The sequence below is a fragment of the Paraburkholderia strydomiana genome, assembly GCF_046030495.1.
Classification (GTDB): Bacteria; Pseudomonadota; Gammaproteobacteria; order Burkholderiales; family Burkholderiaceae; genus Paraburkholderia; species Paraburkholderia strydomiana_A.
In genome coordinates this window covers 177,853-189,577 of sequence record NZ_JAQQCJ010000011.1, presented here as the reverse complement: position 1 = coordinate 189,577, position 11,725 = coordinate 177,853, and the positions used below count along the sequence as shown (strand labels likewise).

General features: G+C 62.8%; 12 protein-coding genes and 1 tRNA gene. 1 reads left to right on the top strand and 12 read right to left on the bottom strand.

What is annotated here, in order from left to right:
* Positions 1–17: 17 nt before the first annotated feature.
* Positions 18–2,078, bottom strand: a complete 2,061-nt coding sequence (gene mutL / locus PQQ53_RS16930) for a DNA mismatch repair endonuclease MutL (protein ID WP_408324987.1) — start codon at positions 2,076–2,078, stop codon at positions 18–20.
* 183 nt (positions 2,079–2,261) lie between these two features.
* Between mutL and PQQ53_RS16925 the strand changes: the two genes are divergently transcribed.
* The gene (locus PQQ53_RS16925) at positions 2,262–2,933 is read left to right on the top strand and encodes a VTT domain-containing protein (RefSeq protein WP_408144216.1); all 672 of its coding nucleotides are present in this window, start codon (positions 2,262–2,264) and stop codon (positions 2,931–2,933) included.
* Between the two features lie 113 nt (positions 2,934–3,046).
* Here the strand turns inward: PQQ53_RS16925 and PQQ53_RS16920 are convergent, their stop codons facing one another.
* From PQQ53_RS16920 to ybgC, 11 genes are all read right to left on the bottom strand, one after another.
* Positions 3,047–3,886 (bottom strand): mechanosensitive ion channel family protein, encoded by an 840-nt coding sequence (locus PQQ53_RS16920; RefSeq protein ID WP_408144218.1) that lies wholly within the window; start codon positions 3,884–3,886, stop codon positions 3,047–3,049.
* Positions 3,887–4,212: 326 nt separating this feature from the next.
* Positions 4,213–4,587, bottom strand: coding sequence for a hypothetical protein (locus PQQ53_RS16915; RefSeq protein ID WP_408144220.1), 375 nt, complete (start codon positions 4,585–4,587; stop codon positions 4,213–4,215).
* A 409-nt stretch (positions 4,588–4,996) separates the two neighbouring features.
* On the bottom strand, positions 4,997–5,662 hold the full coding sequence (locus tag PQQ53_RS16910; protein WP_408324985.1) for a hypothetical protein: 666 nt from the start codon (positions 5,660–5,662) through the stop codon (positions 4,997–4,999).
* Between the two features lie 249 nt (positions 5,663–5,911).
* A tRNA-Lys gene (locus PQQ53_RS16905) sits at positions 5,912–5,987 on the bottom strand.
* 184 nt (positions 5,988–6,171) lie between these two features.
* Positions 6,172–6,921, bottom strand: a complete 750-nt coding sequence (ybgF, locus tag PQQ53_RS16900; protein ID WP_121316602.1) for a tol-pal system protein YbgF — start codon at positions 6,919–6,921, stop codon at positions 6,172–6,174.
* A 20-nt stretch (positions 6,922–6,941) separates the two neighbouring features.
* Complete coding sequence (pal, locus tag PQQ53_RS16895) at positions 6,942–7,451, bottom strand: peptidoglycan-associated lipoprotein Pal (RefSeq protein WP_168662948.1); 510 nt, start codon at positions 7,449–7,451, stop codon at positions 6,942–6,944.
* 34 nt (positions 7,452–7,485) lie between these two features.
* Positions 7,486–8,778, bottom strand: coding sequence for a Tol-Pal system beta propeller repeat protein TolB (tolB, locus tag PQQ53_RS16890; protein WP_408144225.1), 1,293 nt, complete (start codon positions 8,776–8,778; stop codon positions 7,486–7,488).
* Positions 8,779–8,915: 137 nt separating this feature from the next.
* A complete protein-coding gene (gene tolA / locus PQQ53_RS16885; protein WP_408144227.1) occupies positions 8,916–9,929 on the bottom strand; it encodes a cell envelope integrity protein TolA in 1,014 nt (337 codons plus the stop codon).
* Complete coding sequence (gene tolR, locus PQQ53_RS16880; RefSeq protein WP_168663430.1) at positions 9,926–10,372, bottom strand: protein TolR; 447 nt, start codon at positions 10,370–10,372, stop codon at positions 9,926–9,928. The genes tolA and tolR overlap by 4 nt, the downstream gene beginning before the upstream one ends.
* 10 nt (positions 10,373–10,382) lie before the next feature.
* On the bottom strand, positions 10,383–11,060 hold the full coding sequence (tolQ, locus tag PQQ53_RS16875; protein ID WP_007179119.1) for a protein TolQ: 678 nt from the start codon (positions 11,058–11,060) through the stop codon (positions 10,383–10,385).
* 156 nt (positions 11,061–11,216) lie between these two features.
* A complete protein-coding gene (gene ybgC, locus PQQ53_RS16870) occupies positions 11,217–11,696 on the bottom strand; it encodes a tol-pal system-associated acyl-CoA thioesterase (RefSeq protein WP_408144230.1) in 480 nt (159 codons plus the stop codon).
* Positions 11,697–11,725: the final 29 nt, after the last annotated feature.

Sequence of the window (11,725 nt, the reverse complement as noted above, 5' to 3'; positions counted from 1 at the left end):
AATCAGCGAGCGCACCGTCACTGCCCGCGCATGAACAGCCGATCGAGGTCGGACAGCGTCAGTTGATACCACGTCGGACGCCCGTGGTTGCATTGATCGGCGCGCTCGGTCGCCTCCATCTGGCGCAGCAGCGCGTTCATTTCGTCGAGCGTCAGACGCCGGTTCGCACGCACCGCGTGATGGCAGGCGAGCGTGCCGAGCAGTTCGTGCTGACGCTCGGTCAGCACGCGCGAGCCGCCGAACTCATGCAGATCGGCGAGCACCGCGCGCGCCAGCGCCTGCAGATCGGCGTCCTTGAGCAGCGCGGGCACGGCGCGGATCGCCAGCGTGGTCGGCGACAGCACGGCAAGGTCGAAGCCGAGCGCGTCGAGTGTGTCGCGCTCTTCTTCCACTGTGCCGATTTCGATCGGATCGGCCTGCATCGTCTGCGGGATCAGCAGCGGCTGCACGGCGATCGCGCGATCGGCCAGCGCGTTCTTGAACTGCTCGTACAGGATGCGCTCGTGCGCGGCGTGCATGTCCACGATCACCAGCCCGTGCGCGTTCTGCGCGAGCACGTAAATGCCGTGAATCTGGCCGAGCGCGAAGCCGAGCGGTTGTTCGTCGGTGCCGTTGAGGGCGGGCGACGGGTAGGGCGCCGACGCGTTATACGGCGACGGCGTTTCGGCGGCCGAGTCGCGCGCCTCCAGCAGGGTCGCGCCTTCCGCGGTGCCGGGATGGCTGTCCTTGCGGCCGAACAGCGCGTCGTAAAACGCCAGCGGTTGCGCGACCGGCAGCGTGCCTTGCGTCATGCGCGCCTGGCGCATCCAGGTGTTGCCGGGCTGTGACGACGGGCCGAAGCCGCTGCCTGACCCGCCACGCGCCAGTCCGCCTGGCGAGCCGGCGAAGCCAGCCCCGGCGCCGAAGCTGCCGCCGCCCATGCCCGCCGCGCCGCCGAGCGGCGTCGCGCCGAACGAAGCCGGGCCGCCCGCCATCGGCTCCAGATGCGCAGCGTGCCCACCCGCCGTCGTTTCCGGCGATGCGCCCGCATGCCGCGCCAGCGCGCGCTGCACCGCATGGAACACGAACTGGTGAATCGAGCGCGAATCGCGAAACCGCACTTCGATTTTCGACGGATGCACGTTCACATCGACGCCCTCAGGCGGCAGATCGAGGAACAGCACATAAGACGGATAACGGTCGCCATGCAGCACGTCTTCATACGCGGCGCGCACCGCATGCGTGAGCAGCTTGTCGCGCACGAAGCGGCCGTTGACGAAGAAGTATTGCTGATCGGCACGCCCGCGGCTCGCAGTCGGTAAGCCCGCGCAGCCGTAGACGGCCAGCGGTCCGGCGGATTCGTCGAGCGGCAGGTGCGCCGTCGCGAAAGTCTCGCCGAGAATCTTCGCGACCCGCGCAGGCGGCTCGCTCGCGTTCCAGTGTTCGACCGCCTTGCCGTTATGCAGCACCGAAATCGCGACGTCGGGCCGCGCCAGAGCCGCGCGGCGAATCTGTTCGAGGCAATGGCCGAGTTCGGTCTGTTCGCTTTTGAGGAATTTGCGGCGCGCGGGCGTGTTGTAGTACAGCTCGCGTACTTCGATCGTCGTGCCCTGGGTGCCGGCCGCGGGGCTCAGCACACCGGTTTGCGCGTCGACGCGCACGGCATGCGGCGCCTCGACGGTGCGGCTCGTGATGGTCATCTGTGCGACCGACGCGATCGACGCCAGCGCCTCGCCACGGAAGCCGAGCGTGGCGACCGCTTCCAGTTCGGCGAGCGAGCGGATCTTGCTGGTCGCATGGCGCATCAGCGCGAGCGCCAGTTCGCTCTCGGGAATGCCGCAGCCGTCGTCGGTGATCGAAATGCGCTTGACGCCGCCTTCGTCGAGCAGGATGCGCAGCGTCTGCGCGCCCGCGTCGAGCGCGTTTTCCAGCAACTCCTTGACCACCGACGCGGGCCGTTCCACCACTTCGCCGGCGGCGATCTGGCTGATCAACTGATCGGGAAGGGGCTGGATCGCGCGCAACGGGCGCGGCGCAGGCGCGGCGGCGGGCACTGCGGCCGCGGCGGAATCGGCAGGCGTTTCGGAGAATTCTGGCATGGCGAAATTATAGCGACTCGGCACACGAGCCGACTGGCAACGGATTTTTAATCGCGGCCGGGCACTTTCGGTATCATGACGCGGTCAATTTCCGGCGGCGAGCATGCGCTTGCCGTCTTCCTCGCGGGCCTGCCGGCAAGGCTGTATTCACCACGTTCACATTCCCTTAACAGAGGACGCTCCTTGGACACGCTGCTACATTTCGTCAACCTTGTGTTGCACATCGACAAGTTCCTCGGAGACTTCATCCATGTGTATGGCGCCTGGGTCTACGCGGTGCTGTTCCTGATCGTATTCAGCGAAACCGGCCTCGTCATTCTGCCGTTCTTGCCGGGCGATTCGTTGTTGTTCATCGGCGGCGCATTCTGTGCGACGGGCCAGTTGAACCTTGGTCTGCTGATCGTGCTGCTGCTGGTGGCGGCGATCGCCGGCAATACCGTCAACTACATGATCGGGAGGGCCATCGGGCCGCGGGTGTTCGATTCGCACATTCCTTTTCTCGAACGCTTCCTCGACCGCAGCGCGCTGCAGAAGACGCACAACTTCTATGAAAAGCATGGCGGCAAGACCATCGTGCTCGCGCGTTTCATTCCGGTTGTGCGGACCTTCGCGCCGTTCGTGGCCGGTGCTTCGTCGATGACCGTGAGCCGGTTCCAGTTGTTCAACGTTATCGGCGCGCTGCTGTGGGTGTTGCTGCTCGTGCTGCTCGGTTATTTCTTCGGCAATATTCCGTTCATTCGTCAGTATCTGAACGTGATCGTGCTGGTGGGTATTGGCGCGGCCGTCGTGCCGGTTCTGCTCGGCGCACTGTGGAAGATGATGCGCAAGGGTGGGGTCAAGGCCGATAGCCGCTGACGCGTCATTGCAGAGGCGCGCGTAGGCACATGAACAAAAGGCGTCGCGAATCTCGCGACGCCTTTTTCATTTTGCGGAGTTTCGAATCGCCGACGACGCGGCGCACGGTTCTCTCAACCGGCCGCGGTTCCCGTCGCTCCTGGGCCGACCGCACGCGGCGCAAGCGGCGTTTCCGGTGTCGGGTAGCCGGCCTCCTTGAAGGTCTGGACGATCGCGCGATTCGTGTCGAAATAGACCTGCCAATAGTGATCGTTAGCCGTGTAAGGGCGCACGCATAGCAAGGGTCCTTCCGGCGTGAAGCTCAGCACTTCGATGTCGGGCGCGGGGCTCTCGGCGACATTCGGAATCTGCACGATGGCCGCCCTCAACCGGTTCATCGCGTCGGTCGGATCGACGCCGTTGGCGATCTTCGCGGTCAGCTCGACACGCCGTACCGGCAACACGCTGAAGTTCGAGATCGTGTCGGAGAAGACCTTGTTGTTGCCGACGATGGTGGTCACGTTGTCCGGCGTCACGATGGTGGTGCCGAACAGGCCCAGCTCCGAGACCGTACCGGTGACGCCCCCCGCGGTGACGAAGTCGCCGACCTTGAACGGCCGCAGCACCTGCATGAAGACGCCGGCCGCGAAGTGCGCGAGCAGGCCGCCCCAGGCGGTGCCGATCGCGAGGCCGAGACCGGCGAGCAACGCGGCGAACGAAGTCGTCTGGACTCCGAATATCTGCAGGATCGCGAGGATCAACAGCAGGTTCAGCAAGCCGCCGAGAATCGAGCCGAGATAGTGAGCGAGAGTGGGGTCGACCCGGCCATTGCGCGCGAGCACCTTGCGCAGCAAGCCGATGATCAGACCGATGATCCAGCGGCCGACGATCCACAAAACGATCGCGCCGAGAACCTTGGTGCCGAGGTCGATGCCTCGGGTCATGATGAACACGCGTATGGTATCGAGATCCAAGATGTCCCTCGTTGGATAAGTTGCCTTCGACTGATTGAACAACGGTGGCGCAATACAGCGGCAATGCTCGACGGCGGACGCAAACGGCAACGCGCGGTCTTCGGGAGTTATAGGCGACGGCGCGCGCATGTGCAAGGACCGTTCCCGTCTCCGAACGGGGAAGCCTGGCGGGAAAGAGCCGGTGATCAGACGGTCGTCTTTGAAAGGCGACGGCTTGCTGCACGCGAGCGCGTGAATGCGTTTGTGCGATGCTTTTGGCGCAGGTTCGGTGACGTCGATCAGCGCCCAGGACGAGTCGTGCCGAGGCGCGATCGCCTGGAGTGGGCTTACATGGGCAGATGCGATTGCGAGTACGCCGAGGTGTGGATGACGAGCGCTTTGTCGGCGGCGGTTTTCGCGGCACGCTTGCGGCGCGTCACGTGATGCCAGGCGAAAGCGGTGACGATCGCGATCACATAAGCGGCAGCGCGGACGGAAAACGCGGCCGGCGTGCTGAACTGGCCGTAGCGGTTCTGCGCGTCGGCGAACACGAGAAAGGTCAGCGCCGCATCGAGCAGCAGCGCAGCCAGTACCAGCGCGGCGAACACGTGCGTGCCATTGATTGCCGGACCAGGTGTGAACCGGTTGTACACAGCACATGCGATCATGACGACCGCGAGTAAAGCGAGGTTCGAAACGAGATCGAACAGAAAATTGGCCATATCGATGCAATGAAAAACGCGGGGTCTCGCGGCATTGCCGACGCGTCTGTGGACGCATGGCTCCAGTGTGTCTTGCCGGACCGGCGGCGATCATTGCATATCTTTTCATCTCGATAAATAACCGGGATTCGATGTTGTTGGTGGGAGGCGAAAGATCTAGGAAGACGCTGATTTTTGGTGGCAACGTTGGTTTGAATCGTAGAAATGTGTCAATCCAATGGTGAGGAATGCGATAGAACCGAATGGAGTGCGTCGAGCATCGCTGGTCCTTTGACCAGCGAGAAAGGAGGGTGTGTTTCAGCACACAGCTTTTGAAAGCAGATGGCTGCGGTTGAATCGTTTGTATGCGATTGTGATGTAAACGTTGTCATCGCCGATCGAGCTATGTCTGCTTCCCTGAGCTGGCCAATCAGAAGCGGTACGAAACGCCGATCTGCAACGTGGGATACCAGCGAAAGGGCGATGCTTTCTCTTGCAGTTGTTGCAGCCCCGTCGCGATGATCTGCTGGCTCAACTCGGGGCCGGCAGCCTGGGCGAGGGCAGGCGATAGCGTGTATGACGAGCGCGGGATGCCGTAAGCGACGCCCAGATCGACCACGAGGCCAAACCCTTTTCCGGTGGCGTGCAGGCCGTAGCCAATGCCCAGATATGGCATCACGGGCGGGTGCCTGGCAGTGGCCGTCGCGTACTCGCCTGGAAAGGCGGGCAAGGTTTGACCTTTGAACGTGTAGGTGCCGTTCGTGGGAACGGAATCGCCGCTGACTTCATTGTCCGTAAAGCGAACGCCGGCCGTGATGCGAAAGCCGCTGTTCGCCCAGGGGAAGAAGTCCCCGTAGATCCCGCCCTGGCGCAGACGCACGTCGTCCTTATAGCGATTCCCGCCCACGGTGAAGTCATGTGAGAACTTGAATGCATTGAAGTCCGCATGCACGCCGAACCATGACGTGAGACTCAGTGCCGCGCCGGCACCGATGCCAAGCGTGCCTCCCTGCACGAATATTTCCTGTGCGTGCGAGGTCTCGATCGAGAGTGCCAAACCGACTACCCAGATTACTTTTATCGTTTTCACTGGCATCCCCTAGGCGGTCGGGCAGCGGGGGTCATTGCCCCTTGGCGGCCCGGTCTCATGGTCTTTTCCGGCCGCTCTACAGGCGGCGTCAAGCGATCATGCTTGCGCGGACCTTGAGAGGTCTGTGGGGTGTCGAACGATTTTGGGGAATGAACGAGGAGGGCGCTAAAGCGGCTAACTAAAGCGCTGCCAACTAAAGCGTGAGGCAAAAAGAAAAGGGCTTACATGCATTCGCATGTAAGCCCTCGAATCTTTTGGTAGGCCGTACGGGATTCGAACCTGTGACCAACGGATTAAAAGTCCGCTGCTCTACCAGCTGAGCTAACGACCCAAAAGAGAAGCGAAATTATATCGATAGCCCTGGCAGGCTGTCAACCCATTGTGGCTAATCAAGCTATCGACACTTCAGTTAGTGGAAGGCCGGGTATCGCTACCCGGGCCTTCGAGCGAGAGGCGCGCGTGGCTATGACATCGGACACTGCGCGTGACTGCGAACTACTCGACAGCAACTACGGCTACTTGATCTGCGACAGCTTGCTCTGAGCCGACTGCGCAACGTCCGAACCCGCATATTGCGCGACGATCTGCTCCAGCGTCTTCTTGGCCGCGGCCTTCTGACCTTGCTCGATCTGATTGTTCGCAATCGCCAGCAACGCTTCCGGTGCACGCGGATGCTGCGGATACTTGGCCACCACACCTTGCCAAACGGCCGTCGAACCCTTGTAGTCGCGCAGTGCATACAGCGCGTTGCCGAGCCAGTACTGCGCGGTCGGCTGATAAGGGCTGTTCGGATACTTGGAGATGAAGCTGCGGAACGACGCCGCGGCATTCTTGAAATCGCCGCTGCGGAACTGCTGCGAAGCCGCATTGAACGACTCGGTTTCGCCCGGCTGCACCTCACCCTGGACGCCGTCCACCGTCTGTTGCTGCGGCTCGAATTTCTTCAGGCGCGTGTCCAGATCGGTGTAGTAGTCCTTCTGCTGCTTTTGCAGCGTGGTGAGCTGATTCGCCATGTCCTCGTTCTGCCCGCGCAGCGTCGCGACCTGCTGGTTCAGCTGGTCGAGACGGTTGGACTGATCGAGGATCGTGCGTTGTGCGGCCGACAGCTGGCTCGACAAACTATCGGTCTTCGAGCGCAGATCGAGGATGGCCTGGCGGGCCTGATCGTCGTCGAAGATGCCCGCATGCGCAGGTACGGCCGCGAAGGCCGTGCCTGCGACGCAGGCCGCTGCGGCAAACCGCAGCCAGGAGAAACGATGCGTCATTCGGCTCATCACCCGTTGACTTACTGTTGATACACGAGGTCGGCGCGGCGGTTCTGTGCCCACGACGCTTCGTCATGACCCGTAGCTTGCGGCTTTTCCTTGCCGAGGCTCACGGCTTCCATTTGCGAGTCCGTCACGCCCATCAGCGACAGCGAACGACGCACCGCTTCAGCACGCTTCTGGCCGAGCGCCAGGTTGTATTCGCTGGTGCCGCGTTCATCGGTGTTGCCCTGGATCAGGACGTGGCGTTGCGGATGGCTCTTCAGGTATTGCGCGTGTTGTTGCAGCAGCGACTGGTAGTCGTCCTTGACCGAGTAGCTGTCGAAGTCGAAGTAGATGCTGCGCTTGGCGAGCGGGCTGTTCGGATCGTTCAGCGGGTCGACGTTGACCTGTGCGACATCGTTCGGGTTCGGCTGGGTCGACACTGCACCGCCCTTGCCGGCGTTTTCGTCGAGCTTGACGCCCGAGTGACATGCGGCCAGCGCGCCGACCATGAGAACAGCAAATACATAGCGAAGTTTGGACATCATTTTGGTTACTCTCCTTGTGTTATTGCATCAAACGTTATTGCATAAACGGGCCCCAGGACGGCTCGCGTACGCTGCCCCCCTGAACGGACAGGACCTGCCGAGTGCGACCGTCGGTCGATACTGCGGCCAACACGCCACGGCCGTTCACCTGTGTGGCGTAAAGGATGTACTGACCGTTCGCCGCGAAGCTCGGCGATTCGTCATGTGTCGTGTCCGTCAGGCCCGTGGCTGTTCCGCCTTGCAGGTCCTGGATATAAAGCTTGAACCCGCCGCCGACGCGCGAGATGTAAGCGAGCTGCTTGCCGTCCGGGCTCACGCGCGGGCTGGTGTTGTAGCTGCCCGTGAACGTGACGCGCTGCGCGGAGCCGGCGTTTTCGCCTTGCGCCGACATCTTGTAGATTTGCGGTGCGCCGCCACGGTCGCTGGTGAAATAGATCGACTGGCCATCAGGAGAGAAGGCAGGCTCGGTGTCGATCGAGCTGCCTTGCGTGAGACGACGCAGGCCGCTGCCGTCCGCGTTGACGGCGAAAATCTGCGTGTTGCCGGTGCGCGAGAGCGCGACGGCGAGCGTGCGTCCGTCCGGCGACCACGCCGGCGCACTGTTGTTGCCCTTCTGATCCGACACGACCACGCGACGCCCCGTGGGCAGGTCGTGGATGTAGACGATCGGCTTCTTCTTTTCGAACGAGACGTAGGCGACCTTGGTGCCGTCAGGCGACCACGCCGGCGAGATGATCGGCTCGGGGCTCGACAGTGCAATGTGCGCGTCCTGGCCGTCCGAATCGGAGATCTGCAACTGGTAACGGCCACCCGTCTTGATCACGTACGACAGGCGCGTGGCGAACACGCCGCGGCCGCCCATCAGCTTCGCGTAGATATAGTCCGCGACCTTGTGCGCGCTCATGCGCAAGCCGCTTTCCGGGCTCACCAGCACGAGGCCCCCGAGGCTCTCGCCCTTGACCGTGTCGTACAGCTTGAAGCGCACTTCGTACTGGCCGTTCGGCAGGCGGTTCACGCTGCCCGCCACGAACGCGTTGGCGCCCTTGGCTTTCCACGCGCCGAGGTCGACGGAATCCGACTCCGACACCGGCGTGGAGCCCGCGTCGATGTTGGTGAATTTGCCGCTGCGTTGCAGATCCTGACGCACGATCGTGCTGACCTGCTGCGGCGAGTTCGCTTCATTGGCGAAATTCGCCGTGGCGATCGGAAACTGGGTGGACCCGACGCCCGTCACGAGGACGTTCAGTTGTGCGTTGGCGGCGCCGCCAACGGCGATCAGGCACGATGCTACGAGTGTCCGCAGGCCTAGCTTGGTCATCAAACTCATGCTGTATGGATTCCCCAAAAACGGTTTTACTACACTTCACGACAGCAGACAGACCGGAAAAAGACTAATTCGTTCCCGAGCGCGCCCCGTGGGGCGGGCGCCGCGTCCGCTGTCAACTGACTGTCAAATTGCTGCCATCAGCTAGCCGGACGCAGCGTAATCAAAAAGCTTTCCGGCGTCTTGCCATTGGTGTCGAGCGGCATCGGATCGGTGCGATGGACTGCCCGTAATGCGGCGGCGTCCCACGCGGCGTTGCCGCTGCTACGAGAGATCGTTGCGCTCAGCAAGGTGCCGGTCGGCGAACAACGCACCGAGATCACAGTTTCCAGGCCTTCCGTTTCACCGCCCCACGAGACGTTCGGCAGCACCGCGCGACGCACCTTGTCCGCGTAACCCGGCGATGCCGCCGTGCCACCCGAGCCACTGCCCGTGCCGCTCTTGCCCAGCCCATTGCTGGAGGAGCTTGTGCCGCCAACCGCGCCCTGCATCTGCGCAAGGCGCGCACGACGTTCCGCATCGAGCTTCTTCGCTTGCGCCGCAGCGTCGGCTTGGGCCTTGGCCTTCGCCGCTTTCTGAGCGTCGGCCTTCTTTTGCGCTTCAGCTTCGGCCTGTTTCTGCTGTTGCTCTTGCTGCTGTTCTTTCAACTGCTGCTGCTTCTGCTGCTCGGCCAGTTGCTGCTGCTTCTGCTTCTCGACCTGCTGTTGTTGCTGTTGCTGCTGCTGTTTCAGTTTGGCTGCGGCGGCCTTCTGCGCGGCCTGGTCGGCCGCCAGTTGCTGCTGCCGCTTCTCCTGGGCTTCCTGCTGCGCCTGCAGCTTCTGCTGACGCTGCTGCTCGGCCAGTTGCGCCTCGCGCGCCGCTTCCTGCTGCTGGCGCTTCTTTTCCTGTAGCGCGATGTCGGCCTGCTCGTCGCGCACCGGCGGGGCAGGGGCGACCGGCACGGGCGGCGGCGGGACGGGACGGGGGATTGCCGTGTCCGGCACCTCGGTCCACAACTCGGCTTCCGCGCCCTCGGGCGTACTGTTTTGCCACTGGATGCCGTGATACAGGAAGAACCCGAGCAGCGCATGCATCACCAGCGCGAACGCAAAGGCTCGCCCGGTGCCGCGTTCACGCGGTGGCTGGAGCGGGTATTCGGAGTTCTTGCGGATCATTGCGATTTGACGAGCAATCCAACACGCTTGACGCCGCGGGCTTTCAGCTCGGACATCACGTTCATCACGACTTCGTACTTCACGGTTTTGTCGGCGGCGATCACAACGGGCTGGTCAGGATGCGATTGCGCCCGGTCGGCGATAAAGCCATTCAGGTCGGCCTTCGACATGTTTTCCTGCTGCTGCGCGCCGGAATCGTCCTTGTACTTGACGCTCATGTTGCCGTCCGCGCGAATGTTGACGATCACGGGCGGGGTTTGCTGCTGCGGCGCGGCGCCCCCGACGGTCGGCAGATTGACGATCGACGGAGCGACGAGCGGCGCGGTCACCATGAAGATCACGAGCAGCACGAGCATCACGTCGATGTAGGGCACGACGTTGATGTCGGCCATCGCACGGCGCGAACGGGAGCCGCGCATGCTGGAGGAGCGGGAGCCTGCCATCGTGGCCTCCTTACTGTGCCTGGCGCTGCAGGATGTTCGAGAACTCTTCGATGAAGGTCTCGAAGCGGATCGCCAGACGGTCGATGTCGTGCGCGTAGCGGTTGTACGCGACCACCGCCGGAATGGCGGCGAACAGGCCGATCGCGGTGGCGGTCAACGCTTCGGCAATGCCCGGCGCGACGTTGGCAAGCGTAGCCTGCTGGACGTTAGCGAGGCCGCGGAACGCGTTCATGATCCCCCACACCGTGCCGAACAGACCGATATACGGGCTGACCGAGCCGACCGACGCGAGAAACGCAAGATTGGCTTCGAGCACGTCCATTTCACGCTGGAACGCGGCCCGCATTGCACGCCGTGCGCCATCGAGAATCGCGCCCGGATCGTTCAGGCGCTTTTCCTTGCCCTTCAGGAATTCGCGCATGCCGGACTCGAAAATCCGTTCGAGCGCGCCGATCGTATGGCGGTTGTTCGCGGCGCTCTGGTACAGCGCCTGCAGGTCGCCGCCCGACCAGAAATCGCGTTCGAAGCGTTCAGTTTGCGCGCGGGCACGGCGGATCGCAAACCACTTGCGGAAAATGAAAGTCCAGGACAGCAGCGACAGCAACAGTAGCAGGGCCATCACGGCCTGAGCCAGCAGACTCGCGTTGAGTACTAGAGAAACGATCGACAGATCTTGTGTAGTGTTCATAAAGGTTCGTTTTAACGTCCCGGAAAGGGGGCGTCCGGCTGCAAGGCCGCTCGAAGCTTGCCGTGGGCAAAACGGAAGCTTCGGCGTTATTGCAAGCCGAACCATGCTTGGTGCTGCTTGATCGGTATGAGTTCACTGGCCCCGAATCAACGGGATTCAGGCGTTGTCCGTTGACAGGCCGCCATCGCCCATGCCGGGTCCGCGCCGCAAAGCGGCCAGAACCGGTGGAGGAATCGCGGCCGGCCGCAGCGCAACGCGGTCGACGCAGCCGACCCGGATCGAACCGGTAGCAAGCAGCGTGCCTTCGCGCCACGCTTCCTGGGCGAAGTCTACCGAAGCCCTGCCGAGTCGCTCGATCCGGCTGACGATTTTGACGACGTCGTCAAGCCGGGCCGGCGCCCGATAGTCCAACGCGGTGCTGCGCACGATAAAAATCGCGCCTGTTTCATCCGCGAGCCGGCTCTGGTCGACGCCGCACGCGCGCAGCCATTCGGTGCGCGCCCGTTCAAAAAATTTCAGGTAGTTGGCGTAAAACACGATGCCGCCGGCATCGGTATCTTCGTAGTACACGCGGATGGACCACGTGTAGCCGATTTCCGCGCCAGGCTGGCTGGTCGACATATTCATGCGGCGCATTTTACCGGAACGCACACCGCGTGGTCTGT